The organism is Streptomyces sp. NPDC055189 (genome assembly GCF_053606765.1).
In genome coordinates, this window is record NZ_JBSGSG010000023.1 from 72,795 (window position 1) to 92,559 (window position 19,765).

Consider the following 19,765-nt stretch of genomic DNA (forward strand, 5'->3'; position numbering starts at 1 on the left):
ACAACGGCAACCAAGACCCCGAGGCCCCCGCGCCGGCGGGTTTTCGGGAAGGGGCGGGGTTGGGGAAAAAGACCACCCTTCCGCCCAGCGCAAGCGCCCCGTACACTCCAAAACTAGCAGTGCTAATTAACGTCAGTACCAACGTCAAGCGCGCCCCACCCCAAACGCTGACCGCAAACGATCCGGAGCCGTATCGTGCGCCCAGTCCACTTCGCCGCAGCCCGCCGCACCCCCATCGGCAAACTCCGCGGCACCCTCTCCACCGTCCGCCCGGACGACCTCGCCGCCACGGTCGTACGCGGCCTCCTCGCAGGCACCCCCGCGCTGGACCCCGCCCGGATCGACGACATCTACTGGGGCGCCGCCAACCAGGCGGGCGAGGACAACCGCAACGTGGCTCGCATGGCCGCCCTCCTCGCCGGCCTCCCCGAATCCGTCCCCGGCGCCACCGTGAACCGGCTCTGCGCCTCCGGCATGGAAGCCGTCACCGCAGCCGCCCGCACCATCGCCTCCGGCGAAGCCGACATCGTCCTGGCGGGCGGCTCCGAGTCGATGAGCCGCGCCCCCTTCGTCATGCCCCGCCCCGACGAAGCGCTGCCCCACAAAATGGAGACCGTGGACACCCGCCTCGGGTGGCGCCTGGTCAACCCCGCGATGAAGGACCTGCACGGCGTCCTCGCGATGGGAGAGACCGCCGAAGAAGTAGCGGAGCGCTACGGCGTCACCCGCGAGCGCCAGGACAATTTCGCCCTCCGAAGCCACCAGCGCGCCACGGAGGCCCGCAAGAACGGCCATTTCGACGACGAGATCCTCCCCGTCACACGGCCCGACGGCACCACGGTGGACCTCGACGAATGCATCCGCGAGGACACCTCGTACGAGAAGCTCAGCGGTCTGCGCCCCGTCTTCCGCAAGGACGGCACCGTCACCGCGGGCAACGCGTCGCCGATGAACGACGGCGCGGCCGGACTCCTCCTCGTCAGCGAGGAAGCCCTGAACGACCTCGGCCTCGAATCCCTGGGCCGGTACGTCGCCGGCGCCTCCGCCGGTGTGTACCCGGACGTCATGGGCATCGGCCCCGTCCCCGCCACCCGCAAGGCGCTGGCCCGCGTCGGCTGGACGATCGCGGATCTTGAGGAGGCCGAGTTCAACGAGGCGTTCGCGGCCCAGGCGCTCGCCTGCGTCGACGCCCTCGGCATCGACCCGGAGCTGGTGAACCCGACCGGCGGCGCCATCGCCATCGGCCACCCCCTCGGCTGCTCGGGCGCCCGCATCCTCACCACCCTCCTGCACCGCATGCGCCGCACCGGCGCGGCCCGCGGCCTCGCCACGATGTGCGTGGGCGTCGGCCAGGGCAGCGCGCTGCTCGTCGAACGCGGCTGACAAAAAGCGCGTAAAGCGCGTAAAGCCCAAAAAGTACAAAAAGCACAAAGCAAGGAACGCACGGAAACGGAGCACCACCCATGGCCACGCTGTCCCTCGCCGCGATCCTCGCCGAGCCCGCCCGCCGCCGTCCGGACCACACCGCCCTTGTCGAGGGCGAACTGCGGCTCACCTTCGGTGAGTTGTGGCAGCAGGCCCGCGCACAGGCGGCGGCGCTCGTGGACCTCGGGGTCAGGCCGGGGGACAGGGTGGCCCTGATGGCACCCAACACCGCCGAGTTCCCGCGCGCCTACTACGCGATCCTCGCCGCGGGCGGCGTCGTCGTCCCCGTACACCTCCTGCTCTCCGCCGAAGAGGTCGAGCACGTCCTGCGGGACAGCGGCGCCACCCTGCTTCTCTGCCACCCCGCGCAGGCCGCGACGGGCAAGGCCGCTGCCGCTGCCACCAACGTAAGGATGCTGACCCTCGGCGGAGACGGCGAGCTCGAAACCCTGGCGCACACGGCCCAACCGCTCCCCGGCTATGTCTCACGTGACGCCGACGACCCCGCCGTCGTCTTCTACACCAGCGGCACCACCGGCGTCCCCAAGGGCGCCGTGCTCAGCCACCTCAACCTGGTGATGAACGCGACGGTCTGTGCCTTCGACGCCCACGACGTGCACCGCGACGACATCGCACTCGGCGCGCTGCCGCTCTTCCACGCGTTCGGCCAGACGGTCTCCATGAACGCCACCTGGCGCGCGGGCGCGACGCTCGTGCTGCTGCCGCGCTTCGACGCGGCGCGGGCCGTCGAACTGATGGCGGCGGAGGGCGTCAACACCTTCCACGGGGTGCCGACGATGTACGTGAACCTCGTGGCCGCGGCGACCGCCGCCGCCGAGCTGCCCGAGCTGCGGCTCGCGGTCTCCGGCGGCGCCTCGCTGCCCGTGGCCGTACTGGAGCGCTTCGAGGAGGCCTTCGGCGTACCGGTCTACGAGGGCTACGGGCTCTCCGAGACCTCGCCCACCGCCTCCGTCAACCAGCCGGTCTTCGGCACCAGGGCGGGCACCATCGGCCACCCGCTGTGGGGCGTCGACGTGGAGATCGCCCGCTCCGACGTCGAGGGCCGGATCGAGCTCCTGCCCGCCGGTGAGCTGGGCGAGGTCGTGGTCCGCGGCCACAACGTCTTCTCCGGCTATCTGGGGCGCCCGGAGGCCACCGCCGAGGCCGTCGTAGAGGGCTGGTTCCGCACCGGCGACCTCGGCACCAAGGACGCCGACGGGTTCCTGGCCATCGTCGACCGCAAGAAGGACGTCATCATCCGCGGCGGCTTCAACGTCTACCCGCGCGAGGTCGAGGAGGTGCTCATGCGCCACCCGGACATCGCGCACGTCGCCGTGATCGGCCTGCCCGACGACGTGCACGGCGAGGAGATCTGCGCCGTCGTCGTCGCATCGCCCGGCTCTACGCCCGACCCCTCGCAGATCACCGAGTGGTCCAAGGAACACCTGGGCCGCCACAAGTACCCGCGCCGCGTGGAGCTCACCGGCGAGCTGCCGCTCGGCCCCAGCATGAAGGTCCTCAAGAGGGAGCTGCGCGTCACGTACAGCGGGACCTGACCCGTTCGACCCGGGCGTCCAGGATGTGGCCGCCCCTGACGGCGCGCAGATAGTTGGGCCTAGCATCTGTTCCCGGCATGGACATATCTCTCGACGCAACTCTCGACGTATCTCTCTGGGAATTCGTCGCGCTCGCCGCGGCCGCGCTGCTCGTCGGCTTCTCGAAGACCGCCGTCAGCGGGGCCAACACGGTCTCCCTCGCCGTCTTCGCCGCGGTCCTGCCGGCCCGCGAGTCCACCGGTGTCCTGCTGCCCATCCTCATCGCGGGCGACGTACTGGCCGTCCTCACCTACCGCAGACACGCCCACTGGCCCACGCTGTGGCGCCTGTTCCCCGCCGTCGCGGGCGGCGTGGTGGTGGGCACGGTCTTCCTGATGTGGGCCGACGACGCCGCCGTACGTACGTCGATCGGGGCGATCCTCCTGCTGATGGCGGCGGTCACGGTGTGGCGCCGCCGGGCCGCGGGGGAGGAGCCGGAACCCTCGCGATCCTCGCGCGGCGCCCGGCTGAAGGCCCCCTCGTACGGCGTGCTCGGCGGCTTCACCACGATGGTCGCCAATGCGGGCGGCCCGGTGATGTCGATGTATCTGCTGTCCGCGGGCTTCCGGAAGCTGAGCTTCCTGGGCACGTCGGCGTGGTTCTTCCTCATCGTCAACACGTCCAAGGTGCCGTTCAGCGTGGGCCTCGGCCTGATCGACCGGCGCTCGCTGCTGCTCGACGCGGCGCTCGTGCTCTTCGTCGTGCCGGGCGCCCTCATCGGCAAGGCGGCCGTGCACCGCATCAACCAGCGTCTCTTCGAGCAGCTGGTGATCGGAGCCACGGTCCTGGGCGGCCTCCAGCTGCTCCTGCGCTGAAGCTGAGGTTGTGGCCGGGACGCGGCCGGCCTAGGCCTTGCTCAACGGAACAGGCTGCCTCGCCTCGGGCGCCAGACCATGCTCCAGATCTTCGACGAGAAGTCGCTTGGCGATCGCGTCCACGGCCTTGACCAGATCCTGGTCCGCCGGCCGGCCGCTGTCCTTCTCCACCTGCTCGCCCAGCCACTTCGACCACGCCTTGCCGATCACGTCGGCCTCGCGTGCACCGGCCGGGGTGTGCGAGAAGAGCAGGCCGGAGCGGGTGAGGAAGCCCTCCTCGACCATGCGGTCGAAGACCGGCACCAGGACTTCGGACGGCAGCTGACGCCGCGCCGCGATCAGGCCGAGACTCGCGTGACCGACCATCCGGTCGAAGAGCGAGACCTGCATGACGGCCCACGCCCCGGCGATGTCGAGCCGGGTGTCGGAATCGCGGATGACACGGCGAGCGGTGTCCATACCGGTACTGCGGATGATGTTGCCGACCGCCAGTTCGAGCACCCGGTCCGGGCTGCCGCCCGACGACGGTGACGCGAAGCCCTCGCCCATGTCGGAAGAGCTCATCCGCGCACTGTCCCGCAGCCGCACCTGCTTGAGGAAGAGCGCCACCACGAACCCGAGCAGCGCCACGGGCACCGTCCACAGGAACACCGTGTGCAGCGTGTCGGCGTACGCCTTGATGACGGGCGCGGCCGCTTCCGGTGGCAGGCCGTGCAGCCCTTGCGGACTCTGCGCGGCCTTGGCCGCCACGGCGGGATCCACGCCCCCGGCCTTGGCCGCCGCGGCGACGCCGTCCGCCAGATTCGGCTTGAGGGTGTTGGCGTAGATGGTCCCGAACACGGCGGTGCCGAAGGAGCTGCCGAGCGTACGGAAGAAGGTGACCCCGGAGGTCGCCGTGCCCAGGTCCGCATAGACGACGGTGTTCTGCACGGCGATCGTCAGGACCTGCATGCAGAGCCCGATACCGGTGCCCAGCACGAACATGTACAGCGACTCCAGCCAGGTGCTGGTCTCAGCACCCATGAGGGACAGCAGATAGAGCCCGAGCGCCATGACCAACGCACCCACGATGGGAAAGATCCGGTACTGCCCGGTCTTGCTCACCACATTGCCGCTGAAGATCGACGCGATGAGCAGCCCGATCACCATGGGCAGCGTCCGTACGCCCGAGATGGTGGCCGAGTCCCCGTCCACGTACTGCAGATAGGTCGGCAGGAACGTCATCGCGCCCAGCATCGCGAAGCCCACGATGAAGCTGAGGATCGAGCAGACCGTGAAGACGGGATTGGCGAACAGGCGCATCGGCAGCATCGGTTCGGCGGCCCGCGTCTCGACCACGCAGAACAGCGCGAGGGAGATCGCACCGCCGACGAGCAGCGCGATGATGGTGCCCGACCCCCACGCGTACTGGTTGCCGCCCCAACTCGTGGCCAGGATGAGCGCGCTGGCGCCGATCGCGACGAACGCGATGCCGAGATAGTCGATGACGGGCCGCACCGCCGACTTCACGACGGGGATGTTCCGCGCCGCGGCGATCACCACGACGATCGCGATGGGCACGTTGACGTAGAAGGCCCAGCGCCAGGTCAGATGGTCCGTGAAGAGCCCGCCGAGCAGCGGCCCGATGACGGTGGACACCCCGAACACGGCACCGATCGCACCCTGGTACTTGCCGCGCTCGCGCAGCGGGATGACATCGGCGATCAACGCCATCGAGGTCACCATGAGACCGCCCGCGCCGATGCCCTGCAGGGCGCGCCAGGCGATGAGCAGCGTCATGTTCGTCGACAGACCGCACAGGAACGAGCCGGTGATGAAGACGATCGCCGAAACCTGAAAGACGATCTTCCGCCCGAAGAGATCGCCGAACTTCCCGACGAGCACCGTGGCGACGGTCTCCGCGAGCAGATACGACGTCACCACCCACGACATGTGCTCGGCGCCGCCCAGATCCGCCACGATCGTGGGCAGCGCGGTGCCCACGATGGTCTGGTCGAGAGCGGCGAGCAGCATGCCCAGCATGATCGTCACGAAGACGATGTTCCGGCGGCGCTTGTCGAGGACGGGCGGCCCCTGAGCTGGGGCCTCGGCGGCGGGCTCGGCGGTGGTGGTCACACGGTCACCCTCACACCGCGTGTGTGCCTGTGCATGCGGGGCCGGTCCGGTCCGGTGAAAGCGATCCACTCATACGTTCACCTGTTCACGCACTCACTCCGGGTTGCGGCGCAGAAGATAGGTGTCCATGATCCATCCCTTGCGCTCGCGCGCCTCGGCCCGCAGGGCCTCGATGCGGGGCGCGGCCTCGTCGAGCGGCCCGGAGACGAGGATTTCGTCGGCGGTCCCGATATAGGCCCCCCAATAGATGTACATGTCACCCCCGTCCCCGTTCTCGCTTTGGTACCGCAGGAACGCCTGCCGGGCATCAAGCATGACCACGACATCATCGACACCCTCGGGAAAACCCTCGTCGGCGAGGCGGCGCCCGGTGGTGATCTGGACGGGACGACCGACGCGGCTCAGCCCGGTGCGGTGCCGCGCGGCGAGCGAGGAGACACTGCTGATACCGGGCACGACGTCGTACGAAAAGGCCACCGCACCCCGCCCCAGCACCTCCTCCAGAACCCCGATGGTGCCGTCGTACAGCGAGGGATCGCCCCACACGAGGAAGGCGCCGCTCTCGTCCTCGCCAAGCTCGTCGGCGATCAGCCGCTCATAGATCTCCGCACGACGGCTGCGCCAGTCCCCGACGGCGGGGGAGTAGTCCGCACCGCCCGCCTTCCGGTCCCGCGCGGGGTCCCGCGCCTCGACCACGCGGTAGGCGCCGTCGGCAGCGGCCCGGTGCTCGTCGAGGAGATCCCGCCGCAGCCGGACGAGATCGTCCTTCTCCTCGCCCTTGTCGAGAATGAAGAACACGTCGGTGCTCTTGAGAGCCTTGACGGCCTGCAGGGTCAACTGGTCGGGATCGCCGGCGCCGATACCGATGACATGAATTTCGCGCACACCGAAAGTCTGCCGTACGGGCGCGGCGAGGATTCTGGCGGCGCCCAGCGAAGTGATGCGCTCCCCATGCCAGACGCCACCATGACAGACACCGCCACTACCGCGCCGCTCCCCGCAGCCGGGGGGCGTGCTGGGCCGCATCCACAGTCGGACCGTCCTCTTCCAAGAACTCCGCCAACTGCCGCGCCCACTCCACAAGTCCATCCACATCGATCCCGTACGGCCGCTCCCCCCACTTCCCCTGGCCGATCGCGCCGGCCCCCCTGAGCAGCAGCCGCGCCCCGCCCGTGAGGTTGCCGCGGGCCGAGTGGGTCAGCCCAACGGCAAGCTGCGCGAGCCCTTTCCACAGGTCACGCTCGTCATCGGGCCCCGACTTCCAGGCGTCCTCGAAGACCTCGTGCGCATGAAAGGGCCGCCCCGCGTCGAGCAGGGCCTGCGCCTGAGCGACCGTCTCCCCGGGCGTACGCGTGACCCCTTCGGGCTGCCGCTCCACCCCCTCGGTCCCGTACGGCAACGGCCGCCCGAGCCCGTCCCGCGGCCGCGCATTGCGGGCCCGCCCCTCGGCGTCACGGTCACGGCCACGGTCATCGGGTCGAGGTGCGGTGCTCATAAGCCGATTGTCCCTCTCCGGACGTCCGCCGGGGGGCGCGGACCACTCCCGAACGTGCGGTAAAGTTCTGTCTGCGCGATCACGCAGAACACCGCGGGACACGCGCACCGGGACGTGGCGCAGCTTGGTAGCGCACTTGACTGGGGGTCAAGGGGTCGCAGGTTCAAATCCTGTCGTCCCGACGGAAACGTCGCAGGTAGGGGCCATCTTCGGATGGCCCCTACTTCGTTTTTTTGGGAGCAATTCTGGGAGCGACGTCAACCTGTGAGGTGGGCTTGTTGGGCTGCGCAACTGCCGGTCGGATGGGCGGTGACGGGCACCCACAGGGTGTCAGAGCGGGTTACCCGACCGGGTTGGCGGCAGCGGCCAAGTCGGCGATGTTCTGTGGGAAGCGGGTCAGGATCGAGCCGGGCTTCAGGACGTCGGCGGCGGCGGTGAGCAGAGCGTTTCGCAAGCGGCAGTGGGTGGCGAGGTAGCCGAGCTGGGTGAGGGCGTTGGACTGGAGGGCGCGGGCCTGCTGTTCGGTCTTGGAGTTGATGGCGAGGGGGATGGAGGCGGCGGAGATGATCGGGTCGAGGAGCAGGGCCGCCTGAGAGTAGTCGGGGGTGGTGGAGTCGTAGGCACGCTGGGCGGCCTCGATGGCCTTGGAGGCCCCGCCCCGGGTGAGGAGGGTGGCCTTGGCGGTTACGGCGAGCTGGGCGGTGCCCGGGTCGGTGCCGGCCAGACGTGCCCAGACCTCGCGGACGGTACGGGCCGGGGTGTCGGCGTAACCGGGGGTGGACAGCAGCGCCGCCGCCGCGCCGGCGTCGGGTACGGCACTGGCGGCGTCGCGGTGTGCGGTCAGCCACTGCCGCACCCGGTCCTTGGACTGGTCGGAGTACCAGACGGGTGCTCCGTAGGCGGACGATCCGAGATCGGAGTCTGCAGCGAAGGCGGTGAGTGTGGCGTCCAGGAAGGCGGCGCGGGCCCGGCTGGGGCCGCCGAGCAGCCCGGGGCCCGCGAGGTGGACGAGGCGGTGTTCGGGCAGGTAGAGGTTCAGCTCGGCGGGGGAGGCGTGTCCGCTCGCGGGCTGCAGCACCAGCTTCACGCCGTCGATCTCCACGGCGTACAAGCCCTCTCGCCAGGGGATGCTCGCCCAGGCGGGCCACTTGTCCCGGGCGGTGGCCGCGGGCAGGAGGCCGCCGACCGTGTCAGTGGGGGGCACGAAGGCCGGGTCGCCGAGGGAGACGGTCCGCCCCAGGTCTGAATCGACCAGCCCGACCGGGCTCGTCTCCAGACGGGTGCCGTACGCGTAGTCGACCAGGCGGGCGGTGCGCGCCCCCTGGGTGATCTGCCGCAGCAGCGCGTCCGCGAGTAACCCCTCGGGTGCGTACACCCTCAGATCTTTGGGGAGCGTGTCGCCCGCCTCCGCGAACAGCCCGCGCACGCCGCCGAAGTGGTCCACCCCGCTCTGGGTGTAGATCACCGCCTTCACCGGCAGGGCCGGACGACCCCGGCTTGCCTCGACGGTGTCGCGGTAGCGCTTCAGCGCCGCCCGGGCGGTCTCGTAGGAGCCGAGCGCATCGATCACCACCAAGCCGCTCGCCCCGGTCACGATGGTCATGTTGGCCAGGTCGTAGCCGCGCACCTGGTGCACCTGGCTCTGCTGATTGGTGATGACCTCGAACACGCCCGCGGAGGAGTTCAACTGGCCCTGCCGCCACACCGGTGCCGCGACCGAGTCGGGAGCCGGGCCCCCGTCTGCCAGGAAGTCGAAGGCGGCGAAGTCCCACACCTTCGTGCCGCTCTTGCTGCCCCGGGACTCCAGAGCCTGCTCGACCGGCGGCGCGATCAATTGCCGCGTGGCCTCCGTGAAGAGCCTTTCGGTGTCGGGCAGCTCGGCCCCGCCCTGGTTCACGCGCGTGACGTACGCGCTCGGCTCCAGGGGCTCGACGTACTCATCCGCGGTCATCGTGCGCCTCCTCGGAACGGGGAACGCCGCACGCCCCTGATACTGCGCACGGCGGCCACCGACGCTAGGCACGCCTCCACAGGCGCACAACAACACCACGAACGAGGTGACCTGAACCCATCACCGCACCGTATCCGCGGGCAACCCGGGCATCCCCAGCTCCTGTCGAGCCCCGGCTCCGGAGCCCGCCCCATTCGCGCCCGTGATCGGCTGGCCGAAACCCCGGCTCCGTACGGGCACCCGCAGCAAAGCGACGGCAGGCGAAGGCTGCGTGAAGCCCGGGTGCGGGACGCCCTGGTGATCGCAGAGCCCGGGTTCAGCCGGGCGAAGTCTCCACCGCTTTGGATAGCGCGGGTCTTGGCGCTGCAAGCGGGGGCAACGCGTGGGTGGTGTTGTACTGACCCGATGGAACAAAAGGCTCAAAAAGGAGTAGATGCGTACAGTGGGATCTCGTCCGGCGAGAGTCGGGAGACACGTTCTGGATGCCTGATGGCGTCGAGGGCGTGGCACGGCGTTCTGGCCGCGGTGATCATTGCGGCGCTGGCGACGCAGATTGTTCTGCTGGTCTCGGGCGGAGCGGATGCCAACTCGGGCCGGGTGGACCCGGAGTCCAGCGTCGCCTCACGTCTGGTGCGGGCGTTCTCCTTCTTCACGGTGGATTCGAATGTGCTGGTCGCGGTCGCGTGCGTGGGGCTGGTGCTTGATCCGGGCCGGGAAGGCCGGGTCTGGCGGGTGCTGCGGTTGACGTCGCTGCTCGGCATTCTGATCACGGGGCTGGTATTCGTGACCGTGCTGGCCTCGAAGGTGCATGTGTCGGGTGCGGCGCTTTGGTGCACGATCGCGTTCCACTACGTGGCGCCGCCGGCGACATTGGCGGGCTGGCTCCTGTTCGGCCCGCGAAGGCAGACCGATCGGCGCACGCTCGTGTGCTCGTTCGCCTGGCCGTTGGCGTGGATCGGCTACACCCTGGTGCGCGGGGCAACGACAGGCTGGTACCCGTACCCGTTTCTCGACGTCGGTGACCTGGGTTACCCGGTGGTCTTGCGGAACGTCGCCGCAGTGCTGGTGATCGGCGCGGTGCTCGCGCTGACCCTGCGGTGGATTGACCGTCACTTGCCTGCGCAGCGTGCTGTCACGACGGGAGGAGGCGCGTGAGCGCCGCATCGCCGTCACGCCTTTGTGCAAGCATTCTCGACATATCTGTGCAGCTCAGGGGCCTATGGTTGCGTAGATCATTGACGTAACGCTAAACGCTGTCTAGATTCGCGCCACCGTCGGACCGGCTGCAGGCCGGCCCCCGTCCTCCATGCTGGGAGTGTTCATGCCCACCTTCCGATCGTGGCCTGCAGGCCGTCGCAGCGTGGTCGCTCTCGCTGTCACCGTGCTAGGGGGTGCTTTGCTGACCTCCACGGCCGCAGGTTCCGAGCCGCCTTCCGGCAACCCGCGCCACCAGACGCCGGACTCCTCGTGTTTTTGGACCGGCCCGTTCACCTCGGACGTCGACAAGTTCAACTTCGCCTACCTGGACACCAAGGCCCTGTACTGGGCCAGCCACTACTCGCTTCCCGACGGTGCGAAGCTCTCCCTGGACGGGCGCTACGCACACGCCCGCTATCAGTCCCTTAACTCCTACGACGCCACCACCGCGGCACCACTGACCGCGCTCAACGACCAGCAGATCAAGCCGGACCGCGGCTCACGCAACCCGTTCCTGACGGGGGCAAACCGCAACTTCCCCAAACGTTCCTGGACCGTCGAGGTCTCTCCCAAGGCCCCGCCGTCCGACCCGGCCCGGGCGGCACCGAACACCCTCTACGGCGGACAGCCCGGAAGTACCGAGCAGTCGCTGATCTACCGCGTGTACGTGCCCGATCGTGGCAGGGACGCGACGGGTGGGGTGGGCCTGCCCGACCCGGTCCTGACCCTGGCCGACGGCAAGCAGCTGCGCGGGAAGGCGCTGTGCGACGCCATCGACCCGGGGCAAGGCCCGTTGGGGCCGCGGGTCACGCCCATCGACCAGTACCTGGCCGACTACGAGCAGCCGGACAAGCCGGCCGGTTTCCCCGCCGAGAACCCCGTCGAATGGCACACCTCTTACACGACGGCTTGGCTGCGTCAGTGCGAGTACCACGACCGGTGCACCCCGGCGCCGCCCCGCGGCGGCGGGCAGTACCCGAACATCGACAACTCCTACGTCTCCACCCGCCTGAACCGCAAGCTGGGGCCGGTCGTGGTGATGCGTGCCAAGATGCCGACCACGCCCGCCACCCATGACGGCGAGCACCGCATGACGTCCGGGCAGCTGCGCTACTGGTCGATGTGCACCTACGAGGCATGGAGCTCGAAAGTCGACGGACCACAGAGCTGCCTGTACGACGAGCGGATGCACACCGACCGCAAGGGCTACTTCACCGTGGTCGTCTCCCGGCCCCGGGACCGCCCCCGCAACGCGACCACGGCGTGCGGCGTCAATTGGCTCCCGTGGCCCGCGAAGGGGGACGGAGCCGGTCACCCGGACGACGCGCTGGTGCTGATGCGGAACATGCTGCCCGCCGACACCTTTACCCAGACCCCGAAGAACACCCGCACCGGCGACGACGAAGCCAAGGTCATGGGCTCCTACCTGCCCACCGGCATTCACATGAGCACCCGCCAAGCCCAACAGCAGCTGGGCTGCAGCACGGACAGCAGTCACTGACCCTCCGAACGCGCTCACCTCGCACGCGAGTAACTCAGGGCTGCTGCTCCGCATCCGCGGAAACCGCATCCGCAGAAACCGCATCCGCGGAAGCCGGATCCGCAGCAGCAGCCCCAGAGCCGTCCAGGCTCGCGCACATCCGCTCCAGGAGCTGCTCGAAGCGTGCGTCCAGCTCACGCACCGGCAGGCCGAACTCCCTGGCCAGAGCATTGCGGGACGTCACGTACCCGTAGTTGACCGACTTCAGGAACGTATGCAGGGCGACCGGGTCCGCATCCGCGGCGACATGGCCGGTCTCGATGTCCTCCCGCAGCCGTTCCTGCGTGACCTCCAGCTGTGGCATCACGGTCAGGTCGGGATCCTTGTCGAGCAGCAGCAACACGACGAGCCGGACCGTGGAAGCGTGCCGCACACACCCGCGCACCGACCGGGTGACACGGTGGGCGAACCGGGCCGGCCCCTTCTTGACCAGCAGCTGCGAGCGGCGCGGTTCCGCCTGGCGGGACAGAGCGGCGCGCAGCAGCTCCCGGCGAGAGCCGAAATAGTGGTAGACCAGCCCCCGGTTCACTCCCGCGACGTCTGCGACCTCCCGCAGATTCAGCCCGGCCAGAACCCCGTCTCGCTCGATCAGTTGCAGGGCTGCCTGCTCCAGCAGCCTCGCCGTAGCATCCGCGTCCATCGCAGCCCGGCTCCCGCCGCCCCGGCCGCCGACACTGATCTGATCAGCCTGTTGGTCCGTCTCGCGGCCCACGTCTAGCCTCCGCATCCTCACACCTGCAGCGCTGGTGACCCTACTGCGCCGGCATCATCCGCACCCGCGTCAGGGTGCAGACCGGCGTACGGGTTGCGCCGTCCCGCGCGTACGGCCGCGCTCCTCGTGTCGGGAGCACGGTTTCGGGGAGCACGACGAAAAGGGCCCGCTCCTGGCGGGCCCCCTTCGGGGTGGTGCTGGGTGTTCAGCCGGCGACTGGTGGGTCAGTCGTCGAAGCCGCCTTCGCCGTGACCGGCGCCCTTGGTGATGCCGGCCGGGCCGCCGAGGTTCTCGTAGGCGAAGCCGGCCTTCCAGCCCATGTCGTCGTCGCCTGAGCGGTAGCCGGCGCCCTCGGTGATGCCGGCGGGGCCGCCGAGGTTCTCGTAGGCGTAGCCGCCGTGCCAGCCCTCGTCGTCGTTGGCGAGGGCGGTGCCGCTGGCGCCCAACACGGCACCGGCGGCGAGAGCGGTGGCGGCCAGGGCGGTACGAATACGCATGGGGTCCCTTTCAGGTACGCGATCATGGGGGTGTGTCCGGGTCCTCCCCTTTTCGTCCACTGCACAGACGTGCCCAGCCGCATTTCACCCGTACAGCGGCACCAATAATCGGTAGTAATAACAAGCCCATCGGCTCGTCCGCGCATCCGACTCCAGAGCCAGCTCGCCCGGCTCCGTCAGCGAAAGTTGGCTTGCCCGGAACCCCGGAACGGAGCGGCAGGAGGGCAGGATGGCCTCATGACAAAGCTGTCCGTACGGTCGGTCCGTCGTGCTTCCTCCGGTTCGACGCTGTCGTTGTGGTCGCAGGATTCTGTGTTGTCGATCGGATCAGTGGGTTCGGTGCTGTCCGTGGGCTCCGTCGGTTCGGCCTTGTCGGTCGGTTCGATCGGAAGTGCCCTTTCGGTCGGCTCGATCGGGTCCTCCCTGTCGCTGATCTCGACCGGGTCGTGGCTGAGCACGGGGTCGTTGTTCTCCGCCCAGTCGCGGTGGTCGGTTCTGTCGTGGCGTGCCTCCGGCGGCTTCCTGGCCGCGGGGGCGGCCGGAGCAGCGGCCGGAGGTGTCCTGATGCTGGCCCGGGTGCTGCACAAGGGCGAAGGCGGGCGCTGAACAGCCGGGAGGAGGGGCGCATGCCCAGTACCGTCATCGAGCGTGACGCCGCGTTCAACCGCAAGGCCTGGGACACGCTCACCACCACCCGAACCGCCCAAGTGCCCGTTCTGTACTGGCACTTTCGCGATGCGCCCGGGCCCGGTGTCGAGCTCCTGGGCCGGCTGGAGGGCGCGACGGTCGCCGAGTTGGGGTGCGGTACCGGTCAGCACCTCGCCCATCTCGCCGCGTACGGTCTCGTCCGCGGGATCGGCAACGATGTCTCGCCCGTGCGCATCCGTCAGGCCGCCACGCAGCATGCCGTTCACGAGACGTTGGAGTGGTGGCTGGGGGACGCCGTGCGTATCGCCCCGCACCTGCCGCCGCTGGATGCCGTGTTCTCGGTGTTCGGCGGCCTCTGGTTCGCCGATCCCCACCAACTCCTGCCCGCCCTCCACCAGCGGCTCAAGCCCGGCGGGCGGCTCGTCTTCTCGTGCATGACCCGTGCTCCCGGCGCCCCCGAAGGGCGTCGCCAGATGGTCGTCTACACCCCGGCCACCGGACGCGTTCCCGTCGTGCGGTGGATGTATTCGATCCAGGGCTGGCTGCGGGTCTTGGCCGAGCACGGGTACCGCGTCGGGACGGTCGATCAATCCCCTGACCCGCGCAACCAGCAGGTCCGCAGCACGGTGTTCGCCGCCCGTACCGTCCGGTGATCGCGGCGATGGTACTACCGTGTGGAAGCCGGGGCGCCGCGTCTGAAGTCGAGGCTTCGCGTCAGGATGTGCGGCGGGGGGCGAGGACGCAGAACTCGTGGTCTTCCGGGTCGGTCAGGCACTTCCACGGGACGTCGCCCTGGCCGAGGTCGAGGTCGTGGGCGCCGAGGGCGCGCAGCCGGGACACCTCCGCCTCTTGATCGTCGTCGGTGTACGGCATCAGGTCGACATGGACACGGTCCGGCACGGTCTTCGCGTCGGGTGTGCGGAGGAACTCGATGTACGGGCCGACGTCCTTGGCGGAGCGGAGCCGGGCGTGATCGTCGGTGACCTCGTGCACCGTCCAGTCCGTTGCCCCGCCCCAGAAGCGGGCCATGGCACGTGGCTCCGCGCAGTCGATCACCACCGCGGCGATCGGGCCGGTGTCCCTGTACATCTCGCGGGGTTCCAGCACGCAGAACTCGTTGCCCTCCGGGTCGGCGAGGACCGTCCACGGCGCGTCGCCCTGGCCGATGTCGACGGGCGTCGCGCCGTGTGCCTTCAGGCGGGCGACCAGCTCCGCCTGATGGTCTGTCGAGGTGGTGGCGAGGTCGATGTGTGTACGGTTCTTGGCCGGTGTCTTGGCTTCCTGGACGGTGACGACGTCGATGCGGACGGCGGCCGGGTCGGGCCAGACGAAGTCGCCGCCGGGTTCGACGTTGGTCATGCCGGGCCCTTCGCCGGCAACGCCCCAGCCGAGGGCTTCCGCCCAGAATTGGCCGACCAGCGCGTCGTCGAGTGCCTTCATGTTCACGTTTACCGGTCGCAGTGCCATGTCCGTGACCTTATGCACCCTGGTACGGCATCCGCAGCTTCCGTCATCGAAGGGAGATCAACTGGCTCGGTACCGGCAAGGGGCCGGCGGAGTCAGCCCGAGGGCACCGGTTCGAAGACCGGTGACGACGGGGTGTACGTCCCGTCGAGCACGAACCTCAGGTAGCGGCCCGCGTTGTGCAGGTACTCGTCTTTGCTGGTGGCGGCCGCCTCGATCGCCGCACGGGCCGGGCGGGCGAGTTCGGGGTCGATGAAGGTGAGGGCGTTGATGGCTTGAAGGCGGACCCGGGCGTTGGGGTGTTCGGTGAGGGTGCGGCTCAGGAAGCGGATGGCTTCGGTGGCGTGGTGTCCGTGGTGGATGAGTGTCTCGGCGGTGCTGATCCGGACCTGGGGGGAGTCGTCCCTGCGCAGGGTGCGGGTCAGGTGGGGGAGTGCGGGGGCGGCGGCCCGGCCGAGGATCAGCAGGCCCTGCGCGGCCCAGTACCGTACGACCTCGTTGTCGTCGGCCAACTCCTGTATGAAGTGGGGGAGATGACGCCTCTGGCGTTCAATGGCGTGACCCGCCAGACGCATCACGCGGCGCAGGGGGTAGGCCCCGGCGCGGCGGCTCTCCTGCCAGCCTTCCAGGGGGCTGCCCTCGGGGATGAAGCCGTTGTCGTGGACGGTGATGATGTGCCCGTCCAGGGCGTGCGAGAGGCGGGCCAGGGTGCGGGCGTGGGCCGGATCGGCGGCCAGGTTGTGGATCTCGTCCGGGTCGGCGTGCAGGTCATACAGTTCTTCGGCGGGCTTGGGGCCCCAGAACCTTTCCTGTACGGGGTCGAGTGTGCCGTCCAGGTGGGCCTGCTGCCAGGACTGGTAGCCGCGGGCGAGCCAGGCGTAGGCGCCGTGCTGGCCCCGGGGGCGGTGGGGTGCGTAGTTGCGCAGATAGCGGTAGCGCGCGTCGCGGACCGTGCGGACCATGTCGTAGCGCTCGTCCATGCGGTCGCGCCCGCCGAACGCGTAGGGGGCGGGAGGAAGCCGGTGTGCGCCGAGGAAGGGGCGGCCCTGGATGTGGTCCGGTATGTCGACTCCGGCGAGGGCGAGTACGGTCGGCCCGTAGTCGACGGAGGTGACCGCGCGGCTCTCCGCGGAGCCGGCCGGGCGTGGTGCGAGGTGGGCCCACTTGGCGGGGAGGCGCACGATCAGGGCGGTGCGCAGGCCTTCGTCGTAGCAGTGGCGTTTGCTGCGGGGCAGGACGCCGCCGTTGTCGGAGTAGAAGAAGACGATGGTGTCGTCGGCGAGGCCTGCCGCCTCCAGCTCGCCGAGTTGCGCGGCGACATGGGCGTCCATCTTCCCCATGGCGTCGTAGTAGTGGGCGAAGTCGCCGCGGATGTCGTCGGTGTCGGGCAGGTAGGTGGGCAGCCGGATCTCGTCGCGCCGGGTGGTGCCGTCCTCGGCGCTGAACAGGGACGACTCGTGGGTCGTCGCGTCGTTGAAGACGGCGAAGAACGGGGCTCCGGCCGGGCGGTCGCGGTAGTGCGCGGTCGTGCTGGAGGCGTCCCAGGTCGCCGGCAGGTCGATGGTGGTGTTGTAGTCGGTCTTGGCATTGTTGGTGGTGTAGTAGCCGGCCTCGCGCAGGTATTGGGGGAAGCCCTTGAGGAATGCGGGGATGTGGCCGAGGGCTCTCATGTGGTGGGCGGGTCCGGCGCTCTGCGGGGCGACGCCGGTCAGCAGCGCGAAGCGGGAGGGGGCGCAGACCGGGGCCGTGGAGTACGAGTTGTCGTAGCGGATGCCCTCGCGGGCCAGGCGGTCCAGGGTGGGGGTGCGGGCGAGGGGGTCTCCGTATGTGCCGACGAACGGGTAGTGGTCCTCGGCGACCAGCCAGAGGATGTTGGGGCGCTCGGGCGGCTCGGGGCGTGCAGCGGCCCTGGCGGTGGGGGCCGCGGCGGCGGTCGTCAGGGCCGCTCCGGCGAGCGTGCCGAAGGTGCGGCGGGTGACGGCGGGGTCAAGGGATGCGGGCATAAGGGCAACTCCCGTACGACGGTGGAGGGCAGGGCGGGGGCCGGTTCATTCAGACCTTCACATGTGCCGCCGCCCATGATGTGTGGTCGTAGGAGCCGTTGCCGTTCGCGTCCTCGACGACGAGTCGCAGCAGTCGCACCCCGCTGATGTCCACGTCGACGCCCTTGGGGCCTCCCGCGGCGGTGAGGGTACCGCTGTCGAAGAGTTGCACGCCGTCGCCGAAGACCCGGGCGCGGGTGCCGCCCGTGCTGCTCTGCTGCGCCGAGAAGTCGTCGATGCCGACGACCGCGGTGAGTTGTGAGGCCAGTCCGCCCAGGTAGTAGACGATCTCCGATGGCGCGTGCACCCCGAGCCCCTTGGCGTACACGGTCCCGCCGAAGCTGATCGGGGTGCCGTCTCCCGCGGGCTTCTTGCCGTTGGAGGTGTCGCGTTCGACGAGTCCCCAGCCGTTGGCCGCCGAGACCCAGTCGAGGTCGCTGAGGTAGCTGTCGGCGGTGGGTGGCGGGGGAGGTGTGTTGATGATGCGGGTGCTCGTGTGGTGCAGCTTTTTGCCGTTGTACGTCGCCGTGGCCTCGCCGCGCAGCGGGAACCGGGCGCCCGGCGCGGCGTTCGCGGGGGCCGTGACCTCCCAGGTCGCCTTGAGGGTGCTGCCGGGTCTGAGGCGGTCCACCGCGCGCGGCGATGCGGGCCGTGCGCGCCAGCCGTCGGGCACGTCGAGCCGCAGGCGGGCGTCGTTCCAGGTCTGCGCGGAGGAGTTGCCGAAGGTGACGGTGACCGTGAACTGGCCTCCGGGCAGGCTGAGTTCGGGGCTCTGGATGCTGAGGCCGAAGGCTTCGCGGTCGTACGACTGGGTCCATGAGGAACGCAGCAGGGCGGTCAGTTCGGTGACGGTTGCCGGGTGTGCGGCGGCGATGTCGTTGGTTTCGCCGGGGTCGGTGGCGAGGTCGTAGAGCTCCAGTTGCCACTGGTCGTCGGGGGCGGTGCGGTCGCGTGCGGGTGCGAAGCGGACCGCTTTGAGGTCGCCCTTGCGGACGGACTCGGCGAGCTTGAGGATGCGGCCCTTGTCGACGGCGTTGGCGCGCTTGGTGGATCCCGGGTCGTTGCGCGACCAGTAGAGGTGGGAGTGCAGCGGGGGCTTCCCGGCGGGGGCCCTGGTGAGCAGGGCGGCCGCGGAGAGGCCGTCGATGTCGCGCGGCGCCGGTGCGCCGCCGAGCTCGGCGAAGGTGGGCAGCAGATCGATCAGCGGTGTGGGCCGGTCGGTGGTGCCGCGCCGGACGGTGCCGGGCTGCCAGGCGATGAGCGGGACCCGTACTCCGCCCTCGTAGAGATTGCGCTTGTAGCCGCGCAGCGGGCCGTTGGCGTCGAAGAGGTCGGGGTTGAGTCCGCCCTCTTCGTGCGGGCCGTTGTCGCTGGTGGCCAGGACGAGGGTGTGCCGGTCGATGCCGTGTTCCGCGAGCCGGTCCACGACGTTGCCGACGAGTGTGTCGAGGCGGCTGACCTGCGCGGCGTGCCCCTTGTCGGCGGCGGGCCAGGGCCGGTCGTCGTACTGGCCGGTGTCCGTGATGTCGGAGGGGGCGTGCGGGATGTTGGGGGTGAGGAAGAGCAGGAACGGCTCGTCGGAGTGGGCGTCGATGAAGTCGAGGGCGTGCTCCTCGATGAGGTCGATGGCGTAGGCCCCCTTCTTGCCGTCCTGGTTCTGCGGCAGCTCGGTCTTCTCGCCGTTGTGCCAGAGGTAGGCGGGGAAGTACTCGTGGGCGTGGCCGTGCCCGATGTAGCCGAAGAATTCCTCGAAGCCGCGGGCGTTGGGGTGGCTGGGCTGGTCCGCCTCGTCGGGCCCGAAGCCCCACTTGCCGATGCACGCGGTGCGGTAGCCGCGCGCCCGCAGTACCTCGGCGAAGGTCGTGTCGTCGTCGCCGATGGAACCCTGCGGGCCGTCGAACGGGTTCTGCCGTACGGCCGCGTGGCCGCCGTGCAGGCCGGTCAGGAGCGAGCAGCGTGAGGGGGCGCAGACGGCGGCGGCCGCGTAGGCCTGGCTGAAGCGCAGGCCTGTGGCGGAGAGCTGGTCGAGTCTGGGCGTCGCGATGAGTTTTTGCCCGTACGCCCCGAGCTCGCTGTATCCGAGGTCGTCGGCCAGGATCACCACGATGTTCGGGGCCCGGCCGGACGTGCCAGGATCGGCGGAGGCCGGTCGTGCGGGGAGGGTGGCCATGCCGAGCGCTGCGGCGGAGCCGGTGAGGAACTGGCGGCGGTTGGGCATGGGGCTCCTTCACGGGCGGCGGATCGGACGGGATGACTAGCGGAGGATCGG

Annotated in this window: 16 protein-coding genes and 1 tRNA gene; 8 read left to right on the forward strand and 9 right to left on the reverse strand. The window is 69.7% G+C overall.

Translation table 11 applies throughout. The features are described 5' to 3' along the window. Positions 1-195: 195 nt before the first annotated feature. The 3 genes from ACWFR3_RS19150 to ACWFR3_RS19160 all read left to right on the forward strand — a co-directional run bounded on the left by ACWFR3_RS19150 (position 196) and on the right by ACWFR3_RS19160 (position 3,835). Entirely contained in the window at positions 196-1,383 is a 1,188-nt protein-coding gene (locus ACWFR3_RS19150; protein ID WP_453735770.1) for a thiolase family protein, read from the forward strand. A gap of 80 nt (positions 1,384-1,463) precedes the next feature. Beyond that, positions 1,464-2,981, forward strand: a complete 1,518-nt coding sequence (locus tag ACWFR3_RS19155) for a long-chain-fatty-acid--CoA ligase (RefSeq protein WP_453735771.1) — start codon at positions 1,464-1,466, stop codon at positions 2,979-2,981. 77 nt (positions 2,982-3,058) lie between these two features. After that, positions 3,059-3,835 carry a sulfite exporter TauE/SafE family protein gene (locus tag ACWFR3_RS19160; RefSeq protein ID WP_453735772.1) on the forward strand — a complete coding sequence of 259 codons (777 nt, stop codon included), beginning with the start codon at positions 3,059-3,061 and terminating at the stop codon, positions 3,833-3,835. Positions 3,836-3,865: 30 nt separating this feature from the next. On the opposite strand, the gene ACWFR3_RS19165 is transcribed toward ACWFR3_RS19160, so the two are convergent. The 3 genes from ACWFR3_RS19165 to ACWFR3_RS19175 form a co-directional block, all read right to left on the reverse strand. Then, entirely contained in the window at positions 3,866-5,950 is a 2,085-nt protein-coding gene (locus ACWFR3_RS19165; protein ID WP_453735773.1) for an MDR family MFS transporter, read from the reverse strand. Positions 5,951-6,043: 93 nt separating this feature from the next. Next, positions 6,044-6,835, reverse strand: coding sequence for a precorrin-6A synthase (deacetylating) (cobF, locus tag ACWFR3_RS19170; RefSeq protein ID WP_453735774.1), 792 nt, complete (start codon positions 6,833-6,835; stop codon positions 6,044-6,046). 97 nt (positions 6,836-6,932) lie between these two features. Further along, the gene (locus ACWFR3_RS19175) at positions 6,933-7,445 is read right to left on the reverse strand and encodes a DUF309 domain-containing protein (RefSeq protein WP_453735775.1); all 513 of its coding nucleotides are present in this window, start codon (positions 7,443-7,445) and stop codon (positions 6,933-6,935) included. Between the two features lie 108 nt (positions 7,446-7,553). Here ACWFR3_RS19175 and ACWFR3_RS19180 point away from each other — a divergent pair. Then, a tRNA-Pro gene (locus tag ACWFR3_RS19180) sits at positions 7,554-7,627 on the forward strand. A 158-nt stretch (positions 7,628-7,785) separates the two neighbouring features. Here ACWFR3_RS19180 and ACWFR3_RS19185 read toward each other — a convergent pair. Continuing rightward, positions 7,786-9,396: an MBL fold metallo-hydrolase gene (locus tag ACWFR3_RS19185; protein WP_453735776.1), complete on the reverse strand. Its 1,611-nt coding sequence runs from the start codon at positions 9,394-9,396 to the stop codon at positions 7,786-7,788. A gap of 489 nt (positions 9,397-9,885) precedes the next feature. Here ACWFR3_RS19185 and ACWFR3_RS19190 point away from each other — a divergent pair, with 489 nt between their 5' ends. Next, entirely contained in the window at positions 9,886-10,551 is a 666-nt protein-coding gene (locus tag ACWFR3_RS19190) for a Pr6Pr family membrane protein (protein ID WP_453735777.1), read from the forward strand. 241 nt (positions 10,552-10,792) lie between these two features. Beyond that, positions 10,793-12,094, forward strand: coding sequence for a hypothetical protein (locus ACWFR3_RS19195; protein ID WP_453735778.1), 1,302 nt, complete (start codon positions 10,793-10,795; stop codon positions 12,092-12,094). Positions 12,095-12,128: 34 nt separating this feature from the next. On the opposite strand, the gene ACWFR3_RS19200 is transcribed toward ACWFR3_RS19195, so the two are convergent. Continuing rightward, positions 12,129-12,773, reverse strand: coding sequence for a TetR/AcrR family transcriptional regulator (locus ACWFR3_RS19200; protein ID WP_453735779.1), 645 nt, complete (start codon positions 12,771-12,773; stop codon positions 12,129-12,131). A gap of 296 nt (positions 12,774-13,069) precedes the next feature. Continuing rightward, positions 13,070-13,342, reverse strand: a complete 273-nt coding sequence (locus tag ACWFR3_RS19205) for a hypothetical protein (RefSeq protein WP_453735780.1) — start codon at positions 13,340-13,342, stop codon at positions 13,070-13,072. Between the two features lie 237 nt (positions 13,343-13,579). Here ACWFR3_RS19205 and ACWFR3_RS19210 point away from each other — a divergent pair, with 237 nt between their 5' ends. Next, on the forward strand, positions 13,580-13,948 hold the full coding sequence (locus ACWFR3_RS19210; RefSeq protein WP_453735781.1) for a hypothetical protein: 369 nt from the start codon (positions 13,580-13,582) through the stop codon (positions 13,946-13,948). A gap of 20 nt (positions 13,949-13,968) precedes the next feature. Beyond that, positions 13,969-14,643, forward strand: a complete 675-nt coding sequence (locus tag ACWFR3_RS19215) for a class I SAM-dependent methyltransferase (RefSeq protein ID WP_453735782.1) — start codon at positions 13,969-13,971, stop codon at positions 14,641-14,643. Between the two features lie 61 nt (positions 14,644-14,704). On the opposite strand, the gene ACWFR3_RS19220 is transcribed toward ACWFR3_RS19215, so the two are convergent. The 3 genes from ACWFR3_RS19220 to ACWFR3_RS19230 all read right to left on the reverse strand — a co-directional run bounded on the left by ACWFR3_RS19220 (position 14,705) and on the right by ACWFR3_RS19230 (position 19,714). Beyond that, positions 14,705-15,457, reverse strand: a complete 753-nt coding sequence (locus tag ACWFR3_RS19220) for a VOC family protein (RefSeq protein WP_453735783.1) — start codon at positions 15,455-15,457, stop codon at positions 14,705-14,707. A gap of 92 nt (positions 15,458-15,549) precedes the next feature. Beyond that, positions 15,550-17,457 (reverse strand): sulfatase-like hydrolase/transferase, encoded by a 1,908-nt coding sequence (locus ACWFR3_RS19225; RefSeq protein ID WP_453735784.1) that lies wholly within the window; start codon positions 17,455-17,457, stop codon positions 15,550-15,552. Positions 17,458-17,506: 49 nt separating this feature from the next. Continuing rightward, positions 17,507-19,714 carry a sulfatase-like hydrolase/transferase gene (locus tag ACWFR3_RS19230; protein WP_453735785.1) on the reverse strand — a complete coding sequence of 736 codons (2,208 nt, stop codon included), beginning with the start codon at positions 19,712-19,714 and terminating at the stop codon, positions 17,507-17,509. Positions 19,715-19,765 lie beyond the last annotated feature (51 nt).

What these genes read in the sequence shown, in the direction of transcription:
- ACWFR3_RS19155 (WP_453735771.1), top strand. Translation starts at nt 1,464, where the DNA reads ATGGCCACGCTGTCCCTCGCCGCGATCCTCGCCGAGCCCGCCCGCCGC.
- ACWFR3_RS19160 (WP_453735772.1), top strand. Translation starts at nt 3,059, where the DNA reads ATGGACATATCTCTCGACGCAACTCTCGACGTATCTCTCTGGGAATTC.
- ACWFR3_RS19175 (WP_453735775.1), bottom strand. Translation starts at nt 7,445, where the DNA reads ATGAGCACCGCACCTCGACCCGATGACCGTGGCCGTGACCGTGACGCC.
- ACWFR3_RS19185 (WP_453735776.1), bottom strand. Translation starts at nt 9,396, where the DNA reads ATGACCGCGGATGAGTACGTCGAGCCCCTGGAGCCGAGCGCGTACGTC.
- ACWFR3_RS19190 (WP_453735777.1), top strand. Translation starts at nt 9,886, where the DNA reads ATGGCGTCGAGGGCGTGGCACGGCGTTCTGGCCGCGGTGATCATTGCG.
- ACWFR3_RS19200 (WP_453735779.1), bottom strand. Translation starts at nt 12,773, where the DNA reads ATGGACGCGGATGCTACGGCGAGGCTGCTGGAGCAGGCAGCCCTGCAA.
- ACWFR3_RS19205 (WP_453735780.1), bottom strand. Translation starts at nt 13,342, where the DNA reads ATGCGTATTCGTACCGCCCTGGCCGCCACCGCTCTCGCCGCCGGTGCC.
- ACWFR3_RS19210 (WP_453735781.1), top strand. Translation starts at nt 13,580, where the DNA reads ATGACAAAGCTGTCCGTACGGTCGGTCCGTCGTGCTTCCTCCGGTTCG.
- ACWFR3_RS19215 (WP_453735782.1), top strand. Translation starts at nt 13,969, where the DNA reads ATGCCCAGTACCGTCATCGAGCGTGACGCCGCGTTCAACCGCAAGGCC.
- ACWFR3_RS19220 (WP_453735783.1), bottom strand. Translation starts at nt 15,457, where the DNA reads ATGGCACTGCGACCGGTAAACGTGAACATGAAGGCACTCGACGACGCG.
- ACWFR3_RS19225 (WP_453735784.1), bottom strand. Translation starts at nt 17,457, where the DNA reads ATGCCCGCATCCCTTGACCCCGCCGTCACCCGCCGCACCTTCGGCACG.
- ACWFR3_RS19230 (WP_453735785.1), bottom strand. Translation starts at nt 19,714, where the DNA reads ATGCCCAACCGCCGCCAGTTCCTCACCGGCTCCGCCGCAGCGCTCGGC.